Source organism: Caldimonas thermodepolymerans, from assembly GCF_015476235.1.
Lineage (GTDB): Bacteria > Pseudomonadota > Gammaproteobacteria > Burkholderiales > Burkholderiaceae_C > Caldimonas > Caldimonas thermodepolymerans.
The window spans coordinates 3,653,748-3,670,714 of record NZ_CP064338.1; the positions used below are offsets into that span (position 1 = coordinate 3,653,748).

Annotated in this window: 16 protein-coding genes; 8 read left to right on the forward strand and 8 right to left on the reverse strand. The window is 71.3% G+C overall.

Annotation, left to right across the window (positions count from 1 at the left end; all coding sequences use genetic code 11):
* Positions 1–112 precede the first annotated feature (112 nt).
* Positions 113–1,399: a hypothetical protein gene (locus IS481_RS17270; RefSeq protein WP_146079511.1), complete on the reverse strand. Its 1,287-nt coding sequence runs from the start codon at positions 1,397–1,399 to the stop codon at positions 113–115.
* Between the two features lie 159 nt (positions 1,400–1,558).
* Here IS481_RS17270 and IS481_RS17275 point away from each other — a divergent pair, with 159 nt between their 5' ends.
* A complete protein-coding gene (locus tag IS481_RS17275) occupies positions 1,559–3,901 on the forward strand; it encodes an ATP-binding response regulator (protein ID WP_104356401.1) in 2,343 nt (780 codons plus the stop codon).
* Between the two features lie 21 nt (positions 3,902–3,922).
* Here the strand turns inward: IS481_RS17275 and IS481_RS17280 are convergent, their stop codons facing one another.
* Positions 3,923–4,603 (reverse strand): response regulator, encoded by a 681-nt coding sequence (locus tag IS481_RS17280; protein ID WP_104356402.1) that lies wholly within the window; start codon positions 4,601–4,603, stop codon positions 3,923–3,925.
* A 182-nt stretch (positions 4,604–4,785) separates the two neighbouring features.
* Here IS481_RS17280 and tgt point away from each other — a divergent pair, with 182 nt between their 5' ends.
* Positions 4,786–5,964: a tRNA guanosine(34) transglycosylase Tgt gene (tgt, locus tag IS481_RS17285; protein ID WP_104356403.1), complete on the forward strand. Its 1,179-nt coding sequence runs from the start codon at positions 4,786–4,788 to the stop codon at positions 5,962–5,964.
* A gap of 15 nt (positions 5,965–5,979) precedes the next feature.
* Here the strand turns inward: tgt and IS481_RS17290 are convergent, their stop codons facing one another.
* The 5 genes from IS481_RS17290 to IS481_RS17310 all read right to left on the reverse strand — a co-directional run bounded on the left by IS481_RS17290 (position 5,980) and on the right by IS481_RS17310 (position 10,655).
* A complete protein-coding gene (locus IS481_RS17290; protein ID WP_104356404.1) occupies positions 5,980–6,822 on the reverse strand; it encodes a 23S rRNA (adenine(2030)-N(6))-methyltransferase RlmJ in 843 nt (280 codons plus the stop codon).
* A gap of 66 nt (positions 6,823–6,888) precedes the next feature.
* Complete coding sequence (locus IS481_RS17295; RefSeq protein WP_104356405.1) at positions 6,889–8,790, reverse strand: MFS transporter; 1,902 nt, start codon at positions 8,788–8,790, stop codon at positions 6,889–6,891.
* A gap of 135 nt (positions 8,791–8,925) precedes the next feature.
* A complete protein-coding gene (locus tag IS481_RS17300; RefSeq protein WP_104356406.1) occupies positions 8,926–9,720 on the reverse strand; it encodes a DUF2145 domain-containing protein in 795 nt (264 codons plus the stop codon).
* 18 nt (positions 9,721–9,738) lie between these two features.
* Positions 9,739–10,173, reverse strand: coding sequence for a hypothetical protein (locus tag IS481_RS17305; RefSeq protein WP_104356407.1), 435 nt, complete (start codon positions 10,171–10,173; stop codon positions 9,739–9,741).
* A 26-nt stretch (positions 10,174–10,199) separates the two neighbouring features.
* On the reverse strand, positions 10,200–10,655 hold the full coding sequence (locus tag IS481_RS17310; RefSeq protein WP_104356436.1) for a YiaA/YiaB family inner membrane protein: 456 nt from the start codon (positions 10,653–10,655) through the stop codon (positions 10,200–10,202).
* 132 nt (positions 10,656–10,787) lie between these two features.
* Here IS481_RS17310 and IS481_RS17315 point away from each other — a divergent pair, with 132 nt between their 5' ends.
* Entirely contained in the window at positions 10,788–11,531 is a 744-nt protein-coding gene (locus IS481_RS17315) for a helix-turn-helix domain-containing protein (RefSeq protein WP_104356408.1), read from the forward strand.
* Positions 11,532–11,541: 10 nt separating this feature from the next.
* Here IS481_RS17315 and IS481_RS17320 read toward each other — a convergent pair whose 3' ends face one another.
* Positions 11,542–12,216, reverse strand: coding sequence for a CAAX prenyl protease-related protein (locus IS481_RS17320; protein WP_104356409.1), 675 nt, complete (start codon positions 12,214–12,216; stop codon positions 11,542–11,544).
* 303 nt (positions 12,217–12,519) lie between these two features.
* Between IS481_RS17320 and IS481_RS17325 the strand changes: the two genes are divergently transcribed.
* From IS481_RS17325 to cpaB, 5 genes are all read left to right on the forward strand, one after another.
* A complete protein-coding gene (locus tag IS481_RS17325) occupies positions 12,520–14,133 on the forward strand; it encodes a hypothetical protein (protein ID WP_170067439.1) in 1,614 nt (537 codons plus the stop codon).
* Positions 14,134–14,578: 445 nt separating this feature from the next.
* The gene (locus IS481_RS17330; protein WP_104356412.1) at positions 14,579–14,740 is read left to right on the forward strand and encodes a Flp family type IVb pilin; all 162 of its coding nucleotides are present in this window, start codon (positions 14,579–14,581) and stop codon (positions 14,738–14,740) included.
* Between the two features lie 81 nt (positions 14,741–14,821).
* The gene (locus tag IS481_RS17335) at positions 14,822–15,331 is read left to right on the forward strand and encodes a prepilin peptidase (protein WP_104356413.1); all 510 of its coding nucleotides are present in this window, start codon (positions 14,822–14,824) and stop codon (positions 15,329–15,331) included.
* Between the two features lie 72 nt (positions 15,332–15,403).
* The gene (locus IS481_RS17340) at positions 15,404–15,916 is read left to right on the forward strand and encodes a TadE family protein (RefSeq protein ID WP_104356414.1); all 513 of its coding nucleotides are present in this window, start codon (positions 15,404–15,406) and stop codon (positions 15,914–15,916) included.
* 60 nt (positions 15,917–15,976) lie between these two features.
* Positions 15,977–16,957: a Flp pilus assembly protein CpaB gene (cpaB, locus tag IS481_RS17345; protein WP_104356415.1), complete on the forward strand. Its 981-nt coding sequence runs from the start codon at positions 15,977–15,979 to the stop codon at positions 16,955–16,957.
* The last annotated feature ends 10 nt before the right edge of the window (positions 16,958–16,967 follow it).

Consider the following 16,967-nt stretch of genomic DNA (forward strand, 5'->3'; position numbering starts at 1 on the left):
TGGTCGTTCCCGGCCTCGGGAAGACGGACGCCCCGCGACGGGACCCGGAAGGCAAAACGGGGCCGGCGCTGGCCGGCCCCGTGGCGTGGAGGCGGATACCGATGCGTGCGGTTTACCGGCCGATGCGGACCATCCGCACCGAGCCTTCCTTGGCGCCCGACTCGACGTGGACGTCGGCAGTGAACGAGTTGCCGTCGGCCGCGAACCGGATGTTGCGCAGCTGGCCGCGGCCGGTGCCGCCGGTGTCGTTCAGGCCGGCGCAGCCGTTGGTGTCCTGCAGCACCTGCTGCTGGACCGCCAGCGTGCCGTTCGCGTAGCTGTACTTGGCGTTCTCGATGCCGAGGCGGCCGCATTCCTCGTCGCCCACCGGGTCGAGCATCAGGTAGGTGTTGTCGGCGAAGAAGCTGAAGGTCTGGGTGACGATGGGCAGCTCGTCGGCCGCCGCGTCGAAGTCGTCGCCGACCACGGCCCAGGTCCCGAGCAGCCGGTTGCCCGAGGACGTCGGCACGCGGACGAAGTCGGCGCCGTCGTCGTGTTCCTCGGTGTCGTGGATCTTCAGCATGTAGCCGTCATAGGCGATGCTCCACTTGCCGCTCGGCGGGTGCGACATGCCCCATTCGCCGTTGTCGTCGATGTCCCACATGACCTGCGCGTCGCGGGTGAGCGGATCCCAGTTGATGATCCCCTGCTCGACGCTCGGGCTGCCGTCGCTGTCGGGCTGGCCGGTCTCGCCGATCAGGTAGCGGCCCTGGGCGTCGACCACCAGGAGCACGTGGCTGTCCTCGTCCTCGGCCTTGAAGTGCCAGGCGCCGGCGACCTGCGACCAGAACTGCGCCGTGGCGTGCTCCTTGGCGACCTCGACCGAAACCACTTCACCACCCGCGGCGTCGACCGCGCTGGTGAAGGCGGGGGTCGCCACGAAGATTTCCGGGTCTTCGGTCAGGGTCAGGCCGGTCAGGCTGACCGACTGGGGCAGGCTGATGTCGATGACCCCGTCGCTCGGGTCGTCGAGCGACTGCAGCAGCACCAGCAGGTTGGCCACGACGTTCGGGTCATCCGACAGCACCGACGGCGTCACCACGCCGCCTTCCTCTTCCAGCGTCATGCTGCCCAGGGTCAGCCCGCCCAGCTCGAAAGTGACGGTGTCGCCGGGTTCGTACGAGAAGGTGCCCGCGCCGCCCGCGTCGCCGGTCACGCCGGCCTTGCCCGAGGGGGCGGCGGAGTAGCTCAGGCCGTTGACGGGTGCGTCGACGAACACGCCCACCGCGGGGCCATTGCCGCCGCCGCCATTGCCGCCGCCGCTGCTGCCGCCACCACCGCCACCGCAGGCGGCCAGCGCTGCGGTCATGGCCAGGGCGATTGCCGCCTTCTTCCAGGTCGGTCGGGTTGCAAATGTCATGGGAAAACCTTTCTGCAGAACTTCAGTGGGGGCACAGCGCGCAATCGCCGTTGCGCGCAGTGTCGCCATGGATCCCGGCCGGGCATATCGGCCATTCGGACGATATGCCGTGATTTGTTCACAGGTGAAAGGCCCCGAAATCCCTGTAGGCTGCGCGGCATGCAGTTGTTGAAGTCGTGGCGCGACCGGCTGAAGGGCTGGCAGCCGGTCCTGCCCCCTCCCGCCGGCCTCGCGCTCTGGCTGGCGGGAGCCGCGCTGGCCTTGCTGGCCGCCGTGGTGTTCGCCCCGCCCGCCGTCCCTGACCATCCCGGACCGGACGTGCAGCGCGTGACCGAGGCCTGGTTCGAGGTGCCCGGCCGCGTCCCGGAGCGCGTGCGCCTGCCCGACACCTGGGCCTATCGCGGCGTCGACCACGCGACGCCCGGCCGCTACCGCTTCACCTTCGAGCTGGACGGGATGCCCGGCGAGGCGCTGGCGCTGATCTTCACGCGCCTGAGCACCTGGCACCAGATCCACGTCAACGGCGAGCTGGCCGACGGCCGCGCCCAGGGCCCCGGCGAAGCCAACCCCGGCGTGCCGGTACCGGCCCTGGTCAGCGTGCCGCCCTCGCTGCTGCGCCCCGGCCTGAACGAAGTGACCGTGGACGTGCGCTACACGACACGCGCCGGGCTGTCGGACGTGGAGATCGGGCCGATGTCCACGCTGCGCCAGACCCACCAGCGCCGCCTGATCTCCAGCGTCGCCCTGCCCCAGGCGCTCAACCTGGGCGCGGCGGGCCTGGCGGTGTTCCTGCTGCTGATCTGGCGCCAGCGGCGCAAGGACCTGACCCTGGGCAGCTTCGGCGCGCTGATGCTGCTCGGCTCGGTGCGCAACTACACCTACTTCATGGACACCGCCCTGGTGCCGGCGCGCGCGTCGGACTGGTTCTTCTACACCGCGCAGGTGTGGAGCGCCGTGCTGCTCGGCGTCTTCGCGCAGGCCTACGCCCGGCAGCGCTGGCCGCGCTACACCCGGCTGCTGGTAGCCGCCGCCGTGGTGCTGCCGGTCGTCGGGGCGTGGGCGGCGGCTTACGAGGCGCTGCAGGCGGTGCGCATCTACACCTACCCCCTGCTGTTGCTGTCCTGCCTGCCGGTGCTGTGGCTGACCGGGCGCGCGGCCTGGATGCGCGGCGGCAGGGCGGCCGCGGCGCTCGCGATCGGCGTCGCCTGCATGCTCGCCGCGGTGCTGCACGACTATGCGATGCAGACGGCCAACTGGCTGCCGATCACCGAGAGCTACCTGCTGCCCTACGTGATGCCGCTGTCGCTCGGCGCCTTCTCGATGGCCCTGCTGCAGCGCATGGTGCGTGCGATGAGCGAGGTCGAGGTGCTCAACGTGCACCTGGAGCGGCGCGTCGCCGAGCGCACCGCGGAGATGGAGCGCGCCAACGCCGCCAAGACCCGCTTCCTCGCCTCGGCCAGCCACGACCTGCGCCAGCCGCTGGTGACCATCGGCCTGCTGGTGGGCATGGTCAAGGACAGCAGCGTCTCGCCCCCGCCGCAGGTGCGCAAGCTGCTGGACCGCCTGGACGAGGCGGTGGGCGCGATGGAAGGGCTGCTGACCGGGCTGCTGGACCTGTCGCAGCTGGAGTCGGGCAGCGTGACGCCGCACCGCGCGCCGGTGCGCGTGTCGGACCTGTTCGACGCGATCGAGGTGCACGAGCAGCCCGCCGCGGCGATGAAGGGGCTGCGCCTGCGCCTGCGTCCGACCGCGCTGGTCGTCGAGTCCGACCCGGTGATGCTGGACCGCATCGTGCGCAACCTGGTCGGCAACGCGGTGAAGTACACCCGGGAAGGCGGCGTGCTGGTCGCGGCGCGCCGGCGCGGCGACCGGGTGCGCATCGAGGTCTACGACACCGGCATCGGCATCGCGCCGGAACACCAGGAGGCGATCTTCCAGGAGTTCGTGCAGCTGAACAACCCGCAGCGCGAGCGCTCGCGCGGCATGGGCCTCGGCCTGGCGATCGTGCAGCGCTCGGCGGCGATGCTGGGCCATCCGGTCGGCCTGCGCTCGCAGCCCGGGCAGGGCTCGTGCTTCTGGATCGAGCTGCCGCTGGTGCCCGAGGCAGTCCCGGCGCCGGCGGCGCCGCAGCCGGTGCCGCGCCTGCGGGGCCGGTGCGTGGTGATCGTGGAGGACGACCCCGCGGTGCGCGAGGCGCTGAACGCGCGCATGGAACTGTGGCAGGCGCAGGTGGACGTGTTCGAGTCGGTCGCGGCGCTGCGGCGCTGGCTGGACGGCCCCCGCGCCAGGCGCCCGGACCTGCTGGTGTCGGACTACCGCCTGCCCGACGGCGACGGGCTGCAGGTGATCGCCGCGGTCCGCGAGCGCTTCGGCGCGCTGCCGGCGGTCATCATCACCGGCGACACCGCCCCGGCCGAGCTGGCGCGCATGACCGCCGCCGGCGTGCGCGTGCTGCACAAGCCGTTCCGCGCCGAGGCCCTGCTCGACGCGCTGCAGGCCTGAGCGGCCCCACCCGGGGCGTGGTCAGGACAGGGGCTGGCGGCTGCGTGCGGCCGCCGGTGTCGGCAGCTGCAGGCCCAGGCGGGCCGCGGCGACGACCGCCTGCGTGCGCGAGCTCGCCCCCAGCTTGCGGAAGATCGCCGCCAGGTGGGTCTTGACCGTCGACTCCGACAGGCCCAGGTCGCGGCAGATCAGCTTGTTCGGCTTGCCCTCGATCAGCAGCCGCAGCACGTCGCCCTGGCGCGGCGACAGCCCGAGCGCGGTGATGCTGCCCGCTTCCGGGCGGGGCGTGGTGGAGCCGGCCGGCTCGGCGGCCAGCACCGTGGTCGGCAGGTAGACGCCGCCGTTCATCATCTGCTGCAGCGCCCGCCGCAGCTCGCCGTGCCGGGTCGTCTTCGGCAGGAAGCCGGCCGCGCCGCGGTCCAGCGCCGCCAGGATGGTGCCGGGGCGCTCGTCGGCCGACATCACGACGCACACCACGTCCGGCCGCAGCTGGTGCACCCGCTCCAGCGCGGCGATGCCGTCGCTGTCGGGCAGGCCCAGGTCCAGCAGCACCCAGTCGATGCCGGCATCGCCCGTCAGCAGCGCCTCGGCCTCGGCCAGGCTCTGCGCCTGCAGGACCTCGGCGTGCGGGAACTCCTGCGCAAACAACAGCGACAGGCCATCAAGGAACAGCGGGTGGTCGTCAATCAGCAGGATCTTCATGGAAAGGAGGACGGCGCGAACCAGCGTCCGGATTGTTTCACGGCGTATCCGTCCGCCGCATGCAAGCCGCGCGCCTGCCGCGCACAAGTGCGCATATCGCGCATCCGGATGCGCCCCCGACGGGTTCGCTACACTAGCCGGCCGACCTGCGCCGACCGCGGCGCCCCTGCCCTGAACCCTCCATGACCACCACCGACACCGCCGCGCCCGTGCTGTCGCGCGGCCTGCATTTCGAGATCCTGAAGACCGAAGGGCACGCCCGCCGCGGCCGGCTCACGCTCAACCACGGCGTGGTCGAGACGCCCATCTTCATGCCGGTGGGCACCTACGGCACGGTCAAGGGCGTGATGCCGCGCTCGCTGGAAGAGATGGGCGCGCAGATCATCCTGGGCAACACCTTCCACCTGTGGCTGCGCCCGGGGCTGGACGTGCTGCGCCAGTTCGGCGGGCTGCACCGCTTCGAGGGCTGGCACAAGCCCATCCTGACCGACAGCGGCGGCTTCCAGGTGTGGAGCCTGGGCGAGATGCGCAAGATCAGCGAGGAGGGCGTGAAGTTCGCCTCGCCGGTCAACGGCGACAAGCTGTTCCTCACGCCCGAGGTCAGCATGCAGATCCAGCGCGTGCTGAACTCGGACATCGTGATGCAGTTCGACGAGTGCACGCCCTACATCATGGGCGACAAGGCCAGCGGGCACGTGACCACCGAGAAGGAGGCGCGCGCCTCGATGGAGCTGAGCCTGCGCTGGGCCAAGCGCTGCCTGGCCGAGTTCGAGCGGCTGGAGAACCCCAACGCGCTGTTCGGCATCGTGCAGGGCGGCATGTACACCCACCTGCGCGACGAGTCGCTCGCGGGCCTGGAGGCGCTGGACTTCCCCGGCCTGGCGGTGGGCGGCCTGAGCGTGGGCGAACCGAAGGAAGAGATGCTGCGCGTGCTGTCGCACATCGGCCCGAAGCTGCCGGCGCACAAGCCGCACTACCTGATGGGCGTGGGCACGCCCGAGGACCTGGTCGACGGCGTGGCCAGCGGCATCGACATGTTCGACTGCGTGATGCCCACGCGCAACGCACGCAACGGCCACCTGTTCACGCGCTACGGCGACCTGCGGCTGCGCAACAGCCGCTACAAGACCGACGAGCGCCCGGTCGACGAGACCTGCACCTGCTACACCTGCCGGCACTTCAGCCGCGCCTACCTGCACCACCTGGACCGCTGCGGCGAGATGCTGGGCCCGATGCTGACCAGCATCCACAACCTGCACTACTACCTGAACCTGATGCGCGAGATCCGCGAGGCGCTGGACGCCGGCAACTTCGCCGGGTTCCGCAGGCAGTTCGCGCAGGACCGCGCGCGCGGCGTCTGACGCCCCGGCGCGGCCTCAGACCGCGTGCTGCTCGAGCAGGAAGCTGGCGCCGTCGTACTGCGCCAGCGCCTGCGTCAGCCAGGGCATCACCTGCTGCAGCGTGTCGTGCAGCACCCAGGGCGGGTTGATCACGAACATGCCGCTGCCCAGCAGCCCGAACCCGTCCGGGCCCGGGCGCTGCACCGTCATGCGCACGTGCAGCCAGCCCTTGGGCGCCGCGGACTTGAGCCGCTGCGGCAGCTGCTGCGACTCGATGCGCGGCAGCTGCGGGTACCACACCATGACGACGCCCTCGGCGAAGCGCTTCATCGCGTCGCGCACGGTGTTGACCACCAGCCCGTAGTCGGCCTTCAGCTCGTACGGCGGGTCGATCAGCACCGCACCGCGCCGCGTGGGCGGCGGCAGCTGCGACTTCAGCCCCGCGAACCCGTCGCCGTGGTGTACCTCGGTGTGCGGCTGCTGGCCGAAGTGCTGCGCGAGCAGCTTGATGTCGGTCGGGTGCAGTTCCCACAGCCGCAGCCGGTCCTGCGGGCGCAGCAGCTGCAGCGCCAGCGCGGGCGAACCGGGATAGTGGCGCAGCGTGCCGTCCGGGTTGTGTGCGCGCACCAGGTCGACGTAGTCCGCCACCGCCGGCGGCAGGTCGTCGCGTTCCCACAGCCGCGCGATGCCCTGCTCGTATTCGGCATGCAGCTGCGCATGGCGGCTGCCGAGCTTGTAGGCGCCCGCGCCGGCGTGGGTGTCGATCAGCCAGTAGGGCTTGTCCTTGGTGCCCAGGTAGCGCAGCACCTGCACGAACACCAGGTGCTTGAGCACGTCGGCATGGTTGCCCGCATGGAAGGCGTGTCGGTAGGCGAGCATGGTCGGGATATGCGTTCGGGAGAACCGCCCAATGTAACCCGTCCGCCCCGCGCCGCCCGCATGACCTCACGCCGCGAGCAGCTGGGCGACCCGCTGGCGCAGGCCCTGCGGCGTCACCGCCTCGGGCGGCAGCGGCGTGCCGGCCACCAGCCCGACGCGGCTGAACATGCCGCGCCGGAACGGCCGCACCATCGCCCGGCCCTGCTCGACGCGCGAGAAGAACGAGCCCCACAGGTTCTGCAGCGCCACCGGCACCACCGGCACCGGCTGCTTCTCGAGGATCTTCATGATGCCGCCGCGGAACTCCTGCAGCTGCCCGTCGCGGGTGATCGCGCCCTCGGGGAAGATGCCCAGCAGCTCGCCCTCGCGCAGCACGCGTTCGGCCTCGGCGAAGGCACGCTCGTAGACCACCGGGTCCTCCTTCTGCGGCGCGATCGGGATCGCCTTGGCGAGCCGGAACAGCCAGCCCAGCACCGGGATGCGGAAGATGCGGTGGTCCATGATGAACACGATGGGCCGCGGGCTCGCCGCCATCAGCAGGATGGCGTCGACGAAGCTGACGTGGTTGGCCGCCAGGATGGCCGGGCCCTGCACCGGGATGTGCTCGTCGCCGCGCACCTTGAAGCGGTAGATGCAGCGCGAGGCCAGCAGCGCGACGAAGCGCAGCAGGTATTCGGGCACCAGCAGGAAGATGTAGCAGCCCACCGCTGCGTTGAGCAGGCCCACGACCAGGAACACCTGCGGGATGTCGAAGCCGGCCTGGATCAGGCCGCCGGCCAGCACGGCACTGGCGATCATGAACAACGCGTTGAGGATGTTGTTCGCCGCGATGATGCGCGCGCGGTGCGTGGGCTGGGCGCGCAGCTGGATCAGCGCGTACATCGGCACGCTGTACAGCCCGGCGCACAGCGACAGCAGGAACAGGTCGGCGATCACGCGCCAGTGCGCCGGCTCGGCCAGGAACCCGCGCAGCGTGTAGCCGGCCTCCCCGCCCCCCAGCCCGCGCGAGGCGAAGTACAGGTCCACCGCGAACACCGTCATGCCGATCGCGCCGACCGGCACCAGGCCGATCTCCACGTGGCGGCGCGACAGCGTCTCGCACAGCAGCGAGCCCACGCCGATGCCGACCGAGAACACCACCAGCAGCATCGAGGCGACCTGCTCGTCGCCGTGCAGCACCTCCTTCGCGAACGAGGGGAACTGCGACAGGAACACCGCGCCGAAGAACCACATCCACGAGATGCCCAGGATGGAGCGGAACACCGCGACGTTCCCGCGCGCGAGCATCAGGTTGCGCCAGGTCTCGGTGAAAGGGTTCCAGTTGATCCGCAGGCCGGGGTCGGTGGCCGGCGACGCCGGCACGTACTGCGCCGTCACCCGACCCAGCACCGCCAGGCCGAGGCAGGCCCAGGCCACGTACTGCGCGCCCGCCTGCGGCACCGCGATCAGCAGGCCGCCGGCGACGTTGCCGAGCAGGATCGCGACGAAGGTGCCCATCTCGACCATGCCGTTGCCCCCGGTCAGCTCTCGCTCGTCCAGGTGCTGCGGCAGGTAGGCGTACTTGACCGGGCCGAACAGCGTCGAGTGCAGGCCCATCAGGAACACGCAGGCCAGCAGCAGCGCGACCTGCTGCGCGACGAAACCCCAGCCGGCCAGCGCCATGATCGCGATCTCCAGCCACTTCACGAAGCGGATCAGCTGCGCCTTGTCGTGCTTGTCGGCCAGCTGCCCGCTGGTGGCCGAGAACAGCAGGAAGGGCAGGATGAACAGCGCGCCGATCACCAGCCCAGCGAGCGACGGCGGCAGCCAGCTGACCTGCACCTGGTAGGTCACCAGCACCGTGAAGGCGAACTTGAACAGGTTGTCGTTGCCCGCGCCGAGGAACTGGGTCCAGAAGAAGGGGGCGAAGCGGCGCTGGCCGAGCAGCGCGAACTGGCTGGGATGTCGGGTGTGCGGTTGTGCGTCCATGGGGCGTGCAGGTGTCCTGCGGTGAACCTTCGGGACCGGGGCGGGCGGCGCGGCGGGCGCTAGCGTAACCGCAGCGCCGCGGGAAGGCCCGGCGGCTGTCGGGCCGGCGCCACGATGGCCGGCCCGGTGGGTGCGTCAGCGCACCACCTGTGCGGGCTGGCCGAGGCCGCTGCGCTCCAGCCAGCCGAACACCGAGTCGACGGTGACCGTCTCGATGCGGCCGGCGAAGCGCTTCTCGCCGGGGTGGTCGTCGAACGCCACGTTGGCCGAGGTGAGGCGTCCGCCCAGGCGGGTCAGCGCGCCCAGGCGCAGCGTGGTGGGCCGGTAGTCGCGCAGGCGCAGCCAGGCCTGCGCCTGCTCGCGCTGGCGCACCTGCGGCTCCAGCGCCAGCGCGAGCGTCTCGATGGCCCACTGGTTGGACTGCTGGTAGCGCACCGACCAGGGGTAGGCGACCATGTTGTAGGCCGGCACGTGCAGCGCCGCGACGCGGCGGTCGTCGCGCAGCAGGGCCTGCAGCGGCGCCTGCACCTGCGGCGCCAGCAGCACGATGCCGGCTTCGTGGGCATGCAGGTCGTCGAGGAAGAACTCGCCCAGCCCCTGCCGGTACAGCGCGGCACGGTCGCTGCCGCACTGGTTGAGCTTGTGCACCACGCGCCAGACCGGCTGGCCGTCGCGCATCTCGCGGTAGGCCAGGCCCAGGTGCGAGTAGCGCAGCCCGTAGCGGCTCAGGTCCTGCCCGACGCGGGCGATCACCGCGACCTGGGCACCCGAGGCGTCCAGCCAGCGCGCGGTGCGCTCGGCCAGCTCCAGGCCCTGCTGCAGCGCCTGCACGGTCAGCGGCCGGGCCTCGCAGGTGCGGCCGGCCTGGGCCGGCGTGGCGCACAGCGTGGCCACGAGCGCCAAGGCGGCGGCGAGATGACGGCATCGCATGGCGGCACCTCCTGGCTTTCAGTGGGTGAGGCGCTCGTCGTGCAGCAGCGCCGCGCCGATCCGGTTCGGGATGAAGGCAATCACCTGGCCGGCGGCCGACAGGATGCAGCCCGCGCCGATCGCGGTGGCGGTGACCACGGTGCCGACCGCCAGCGACGCCGCGCCGGCCGCCTTCGTGCTCAGCCGCAGGGTGGCACGGGCGCCGTCGGCGGCGCGCTCCAGCACCCACACGGCGCCTTCGGCCGAAGCCTCGACGGCCACCACCGTGAGCGCCGCGCCACCGGACAGCAGCGTCGCCGGCGCGGCCACCGACACGACCACCGGCAGGGCCGACAGCGCGACGCTCGCCTCGGAGGCGTCGTGCGCCTGGGCCAGGCGCGGCGTGCCGAGGCACGCGATGGCGAGGACCGGGGCCGCGAGCACGGCCGACATGCGAAGGATGCGCGGGTTCATGACGTTCTCCCTCCGGATGGTCGTGATCAGTGGGTGTCCAGAGCCGCGGCGGCGCGGCGGGCGCGGGCTTCGGCCAGGTCGGCTTCGTGGGCGTCGCGCAGCGTCTTGGCCAGCGTGAAGGCGTTGGAGATCAGAAACAGCCAGCTCACGCCGAGAAAGGCCTTGTAAGGCGGGGAGATCTCCATGCGCCACAGGCCCCAGCCGGTGAGCGACATCGCCAGCGCGAAGCCGCCCCAGACCACCAGCTTCCACAGCGGCGTGTCGGCGGTGCAGGCCTCGCTGTCGCGCACGAACTTCGCGAGCACGAAGGCCGCCATCAGGCAGAAGACGTACCCCATCACCATGAAGGCGCGGTCGATGCCCTGGCCGGGCAGCCAGGCCAGCCCGCTGCCGCACAGCGTGACGGCAGTGCCGAAGGCGATCCACACCTGGGCCTTCCAGGCCCGGGTGTCGCGGCGGATGAGGACAGGCGTGTGGGACATGGTCTCTCGCGGGTGGTTGAACACGGCGTGCATGTTCCGCGCCGGCACCGCGAAGATCAACGAGACAACACTTCGTTGCGCGCATCCAGCCTTCCGGTATCGTTTGGCGATACTTTGGGCTAGCATCGCCCCATGAGCACGACCCGCGACCTGGTGGACGCCCTGAAGGTGGAACTGAAGGCGGCCGGCCTGACCTACGCGCGCCTGGCCGCGCAGCTGGGCCTGGCCGAGTCCAGCGTCAAGCGCATCTTCGCCAGGGGCGACATGCCGCTGTCGCGCATCGACGAGATCTGCCGCGTGCTGAAGCTGGACTTCGCCGAGCTCGCGCGCAAGGTGTCCGATGCCCAGCCGCTGCTGCGCGAGCTGACGCCGGAGCAGGAAAAGGCGGTGGTGGCCGACCGCAAGCTGCTGCTGGTGGCGATCTGCTGCCTGAGCCAGTGGACCTTCGAGCAGATCCTCGCGACCTACACGCTGACCGAGGCCGAGGTCGTGAAGTACCTGGCCCGGCTCGACCGGCTCGGCATCATCGAGCTGCGCCCGCTGAACCGCTACCGGCTCAAGCTCTCCAAGGCGTTCCGCTGGCGCCCGCACGGGCCGGTGATGCAGTACTTCCGCGAGCATGTCGTCGCGGACTACTACGGCGGCGGCTTCGACGGCGAAGGCGAGATGCTGCTGCTGGTGCACGGGCAGATCGGCCGCAGCCAAGCCCACTTGTTCAACGAGCGGCTGCAGCGCGTCGCCCAGGACTTCGCGCAGCAGCACCTGGCCGACCAGAAGCTGCCGGAATCGCAGCGCGCGGCCTACACGCTGGTGATCGCGATGCGCTCGTGGCTGTTTGCGGCGTTCCGCGACCTCAAGCGCGAAGCGGCGACGTAGCCGCCACCGCTCACCAGAAGTGCCACTGGCCGGTGCGCACCACCCACACGCCCAGCGCCCCGTTGGTCACGGCATGCGACACCACCGGCACCCACAGCTTGCCGGTGTGGCGATACAGCCAGGCGTAGGCCAGCCCGGCCACGATCGCGGCCAGCCACAGCGTGTGCGCGAGCGCGAACACCGCGGTGGACAGCGCGATCGCGCGCACGCCGACGCGGCGCGGGTCGACGCTGCCGAACCGGGGTTGCTCCACCCAGCGCATCAGGAACGAGCGCCAGAACAGCTCCTCCATGACCGGGACCAGCAGGACCGCGCCGATCCAGCGCATCGCGACCAGCGACCAGTCCAGCTGCCCCTGTGCGTCCACCGGCCGGAACCGCGCAGCGGGCTCGCCGAGCACCATCCACGGTGCGGTCAGTTCGATCCACAGGCAGAACACCGCCAGCCCGACCGCGATCGCCAGAGCCCATTCCTTGACATCGGGCCAATGAGTGCGGGCCAGCTCGACGTAGTCGCGCCAGAACCAGGCCAGCACGGCCGCGGTCGCGACCACGCTGAAGCCGTACAGCCAGCGGGCATCGATGCGGGGGTCCTCGCCGAGCGCCCCCCGCAGGGCCAGCAGCGCCATGAACAGCGCAAACGGTGCAATGCGCGCCGTCGCGGCGCGGGACAGCGGCAGCGTCATGTGTTTTGTCTCCTCGGTCAGGGCAAAGGCCGCCGGTCAGGAGCATGCCTCAGCGCGCCGCCGGTCTTCCTCTCAATTGGTTTCCACCGCGGAAAAACGTTTCGAGCCTGCGCCACCGGGGTAACGAAACGTTTCGCTTCCACGGGCGCGGCGTAACACCCGGGGTCGGGCGTATTCCCGGAAACCGGCGCTAAGTGCTTGTTTTCCCGGTTTTTGTCCGGGTAACGAGAGGCGGCGCGGGTAATGGCCTGGATTTTGCGGTCGGGAGCCGGTCGTTCAACCTCTACACAGATTCCCATGGACATGCCCAAACGACTCGCTCGTTATGCGAAATACACCTGCCTGCCCACCGCACTCGCCGCTTCGCTGCTGATCGCCGGTTGCGGCGGCGGTGGCGGATCGGACGACGGACTCGAGGGCCGCGTGCTGTCCGGCGGCGAAGCCGTGCAGCAGGCCGCCGTCTCGATCGTGGAAAAGCGCACCGACAGCGCCACGGCCTCGAGCGTCGTGGCCCGGACGACGACGGCGACCACCGGCAGCTGGTCCGTGGACGCGGACTGCTCGTCCAACGCCCGCCAGCTCGCGGTCGCAGCCGGCGGCATTGCCGGCTCCGCCACCCAGGCCAACGGGGCCACCGTGCTGGCAGCTGCGGTGCCGGCCTGCGGCGGATCGAAGCAGATCACGGTCAACGACACCACCACCGTCGCGGCGGCGTCCAGCTTCTACCACGTGCTGCAGTTCACCGGCAGCAACGGCACCCAGGTCTCGCTGGCCCATGCGGACAAGCTCGCGCAGGCGTTCCAGTACTACGACGGCCTGGTCGGCGCCAACGGTCAGCTCAGCCGTCGCGTGAGCCAGGACGCCCAGGCGCTGGCCCTGTTCACGACGCTGTCGCGCGCCGTGGCCGACTGCAACCTGTCCGGCGATCCCCGCTCGGTCGCCTGCACCTGGCTGCTGTCGGGCATCGGCGCCAAGAACGGCCAGCCGGCGCGCAACTCGCTCGAAGCGGTCGCCAACTTCGTCTCCCGCTTCGCGCCGCCGAACGGCCCCGACACGGAAACGCCGCCGCCCTCCGGCGGTGGCGACAACGGTGGCGGCTCCGGCGGTGGTGACAACGGCGGCGGCTCCGGTGGCGGCGGCAACGGTGGCGGTTCGGGCGGCGGCACTACCCCGGTCTCGCTGGACACGCTGGTGGCCGGCCTGACCAGCCTGCTCAATGCACTGGCGCAGACCGTCGACCACCCCGCCGACAGCAACGACCTGCGCGGGGCGCTGGAAGGGCTGACGGCGCTGGTCCCGCAGCTGGGCACCGAAGCCGGCACCACGCTGGGCGCGACCCTGACCGAACTGCAGGTCGCCCTGGCCTCGCTGTCGACCACGCTGGACCAGCTGGGCAAGGGCCAGCTGACCGGCCCGCAGCTGATCTCGCGCCTGACCGAGCTGGTCACCGAGCTGACCGGCCTCGGCCAACGCATCGGCCTGCTCGACTACGTGCTGGCCGACCTCGCCCCGGGCGCGACGACGGCCACGCTGAGCGCGCTGAAGACCGCCGTGACCAACCTCGGCAACGCCCTGACCCGCCAGGGTGGCCTGGTCGACACGCTGGAGCAGATCCTCGGCAGCCTGCAACTGGCCAACGGCAACGGCGCACTCAACGGCCTGGTAACCGCCACCGTCGGCTCGATCGTGCAGGTGGTCGGCGGCACGCTGACCGGCGTCCTGCCCACGGTGCTCGACACGCTGGACCAGGTCCTGCTGGCCCTGCTCAACGGCCTGCAAGCCGGCACCGGCGGCGGCGCCTGCCCGGCGGGCGGCCTGCTCGACGGCCTGGGCTGCGGCATCCAGGGCCTGCTCAACGAGCTGTCCAAGGGCCGCCTGCTGTCGGGCCTGGGCGCCCTGCTCGGCCTGCGCGGCTGAGCGTCCGGCGGCGGCCTGCGGGCCGCCGCCCCTCCCGGCCCTCCCCCTCGCGCACCCCGCAACGGGGTGCGCTTCGCAGGCCTGCTGCGAGCAGCCGTTACGTCACCTAAACGTATCCAAGGTAACGGCACACGTTACGTCTCCTACGTAACGTAACACCTTCGCCGCACCTCCATCCGCGGCGCCGCCCCGAGATTCCCCGCTCAAAATGCATAAATCCGCATAAAAGACCTGCAGATTAGGTTGTGCGCGCCCATGAATTTCCCCCAAAGAGGGAGACGGCCGCCCCGCAGCGTGACATCCTGCGCAGTTTCTTCAGCGTACTGATTTCGTGGCACATTGTGGCACATCGATTGCATATTTTTGTGCGCGAATGTAACGGGCGCCTGCCCAGGCGACGGTACCCGCATCTGCTCTTCGCTACCCCGCACACAGGAGTTCAAGAATGAATAAGTTGAAGGCTTTTTGGCAGGACGAATCGGGCGTCTCGGCGATCGAATATGGCCTCATCGCCGGGCTGGTGGCCGTGGTGCTCGTGACGGTCCTGGGTGGCCTGGGCGACAAGCTGGAGGCCGTGTTCGAGTCCATTTCGAACGCCCTGCCCTGATCGCGGCCTTTTTTGTGACCCGGCCACGAAACACCGCGCCATTCGAAAAGCGAACTCCAGCCTTGCGTCCGGTGAATATCCATGACCTCCGCCTTTCTCCTGCTCGTGCTCGCGTGGGCGCTGACGGCCTTCTGGTCCGACGCGCTCCACCGGCGGCTGCCCAATGCCCTCGTGGCGGGCGGCTGGGCGCTGGCGGCGGTCGCCTGGACCTGGCCGCCGGCGGGGCTGCCGGTGTCGTCGCCGGCCGGCGGCCTGGCCGGCGCAGCGCTGGGCATGGGCCTGCTGCTGCCGGGCTGGCTGGCCGGCAAGCTCGGGGCCGGGGACGTCAAGCTGCTGGGCGCCTGCGGGGCCTTGCTCGGGGCCGCCAAGCTGCCGGCCGTGCTGCTCGCCACCGCCCTGCTGGCCGGGGCCTGGGCACTGGCCTGGTTGCTCGCGCGCGTCGTCGGGCGTCGCCATGCCGGCACCTGGGGCTGGCTGGATGCGCTGCACGACCAGAGCCGCCGCGGCCTGCCGCTCGGCTCGGCGATCGCGCTGGCCTTCCTCTGGGCCTACGTCGGTGAACCGCTGATGGGGTGGCAACTGCCGGTGTGAACCGCCACGAGGCTGCCCAGACAGCCCGGGCTCACCCCGACCCCGCTTTCTTGTCCAACAGGGAGAACGCTCATGCAACGTCGCGACCGTCGCCGCCCGCCCCGCACGAGGGCCGCCCGCCGTGCCAGGGGGGCGGCGGCCGTGGAGTTCGCGATCGTCTTCCTGGCCTTCTTCATGCTGCTGTGGGGCATCCTGACCTACGGCTTCGCGTTCGCCGCACAGCAGATCGTCACGCTCGCGGCCCAGAACGGCGTCCGCGCGGCGCTGCGCTACCAGCCGGCGACCAACGCGGTGGCGGCGCGCCAGGCGCGCACGCAGGCGGCCCGCGCCGCCGCGCGCGAGAGCCTGGACTGGCTCACCCGCGTGCACGCCAACTTCGATGCCGACGCGGCCGTGACGGCCGCCTGGACGACCTGCCCTTACCAGGCGCAATGGGAATGCGTGTCGGTGGCGGTGCGCTACCCCTATGCCGAGCGCCCGCTGATTCCGCCCCTGCCCGGCCTGCAACGCATGCTGCCCGACCAGCTGACCGGCAGCGCCACGATGCAGGTGGACCCCGACCACCTGCTGACACCCGGGACCTGAACCCTGCTTTCCGGCTGCCCGCAGCCGGCCGGCGATTGATTTGACTCCAACGAGGTACACGTGAACGCGACGACCAAATTCGTGCTCGCCTTGCTGGTCCTCCTGGCGCTGGCGCTGGGTGGATTCGGCTACCACACTGCCCGCAAGGCGCTGACGACGCCCGCCGCCTCGTCGGCCGCGACCAGCGACACGGAGGCCCCGCGGCCGACCGTGCCGGTGGTGGTGGCCGCCCGCGCGCTGCAGCCGGGCCAGGCCATCGGTGAGGACGACGTCCGCCTGGACATGCAGGCGGCGCTGCCCGCCGGCGGGCTGAGCGACCCGGCGCGCGCGATCGGCCAGGTGCCGCGCGTGGCGATCGGCAGCGGCGCACCGGTGCTGGGTCGCCAGCTGCTGGGCGGGCTGTCCGCGCAGGTCGCCGAAGGCCATCGCGCCGTGGCCATCCACGTGGACAAGGTGATCGCGGTCGGCGAGCACCTGCAGCCGGGCGACTGGGTCGACGTGTTCTTCGCGCTGCCTGCGACGAACGCCGGCCTGTCCGAACGCGAGCGCGCCAGCGTCGCGGCCAGCGCCGCGCAGTCGCGCCTGCTGCTGTCGCGCCTGCGCGTGCTGGCGGTCGGCCCGCAGACGGTGGAGACGGCCAGCGTGCCGCCCGGCGCCGAGGAGACGGCCCAGGCCGCCACGCGCCAGCAGCCGGTCTCGGCCGTGGTGCTGCAGGTGCCGGTCGGCGACGTGCCGCGCCTGGTGATGGCGGCCGAAGGCGGCAAGCTGCAGCTGGCGCTGCGCCGCCCCGACGACGAGGCCACCCCGGACGCGACCGCCTTCGCGCCGCTGCCCGAGGTGCTGCCGCCCGCGCGCGCGACGGCCCGGGAACGCGCCGCCGTGCTGCAGCAGGGCGACAACCGCGCCTACGCCGGCGTGAGCCTGCCGGGCCTGCGCCAGCCCGGCCCGGCCGCCCGCCCGGCGGCCACCGGCGCGGCCGGCGCGCCGCGCGCACGCATCGAGATCTACCGCGGCGACCAGAAGTCCGTGGTCTCCGACTGACGGCCATGCG

Bases quoted from the DNA above. Each gene is read 5' to 3' on its own strand.
- IS481_RS17270 (WP_146079511.1), bottom strand. From the start codon at position 1,399: ATGACATTTGCAACCCGACCGACCTGGAAGAAGGCGGCAATCGCCCTG.
- IS481_RS17275 (WP_104356401.1), top strand. From the start codon at position 1,559: ATGCAGTTGTTGAAGTCGTGGCGCGACCGGCTGAAGGGCTGGCAGCCG.
- IS481_RS17280 (WP_104356402.1), bottom strand. From the start codon at position 4,603: ATGAAGATCCTGCTGATTGACGACCACCCGCTGTTCCTTGATGGCCTG.
- tgt (WP_104356403.1), top strand. From the start codon at position 4,786: ATGACCACCACCGACACCGCCGCGCCCGTGCTGTCGCGCGGCCTGCAT.
- IS481_RS17290 (WP_104356404.1), bottom strand. From the start codon at position 6,822: ATGCTCGCCTACCGACACGCCTTCCATGCGGGCAACCATGCCGACGTG.
- IS481_RS17295 (WP_104356405.1), bottom strand. From the start codon at position 8,790: ATGGACGCACAACCGCACACCCGACATCCCAGCCAGTTCGCGCTGCTC.
- IS481_RS17300 (WP_104356406.1), bottom strand. From the start codon at position 9,720: ATGCGATGCCGTCATCTCGCCGCCGCCTTGGCGCTCGTGGCCACGCTG.
- IS481_RS17305 (WP_104356407.1), bottom strand. From the start codon at position 10,173: ATGAACCCGCGCATCCTTCGCATGTCGGCCGTGCTCGCGGCCCCGGTC.
- IS481_RS17310 (WP_104356436.1), bottom strand. From the start codon at position 10,655: ATGTCCCACACGCCTGTCCTCATCCGCCGCGACACCCGGGCCTGGAAG.
- IS481_RS17315 (WP_104356408.1), top strand. From the start codon at position 10,788: ATGAGCACGACCCGCGACCTGGTGGACGCCCTGAAGGTGGAACTGAAG.
- IS481_RS17320 (WP_104356409.1), bottom strand. From the start codon at position 12,216: ATGACGCTGCCGCTGTCCCGCGCCGCGACGGCGCGCATTGCACCGTTT.
- IS481_RS17325 (WP_170067439.1), top strand. From the start codon at position 12,520: ATGCCCAAACGACTCGCTCGTTATGCGAAATACACCTGCCTGCCCACC.
- IS481_RS17330 (WP_104356412.1), top strand. From the start codon at position 14,579: ATGAATAAGTTGAAGGCTTTTTGGCAGGACGAATCGGGCGTCTCGGCG.
- IS481_RS17335 (WP_104356413.1), top strand. From the start codon at position 14,822: ATGACCTCCGCCTTTCTCCTGCTCGTGCTCGCGTGGGCGCTGACGGCC.
- IS481_RS17340 (WP_104356414.1), top strand. From the start codon at position 15,404: ATGCAACGTCGCGACCGTCGCCGCCCGCCCCGCACGAGGGCCGCCCGC.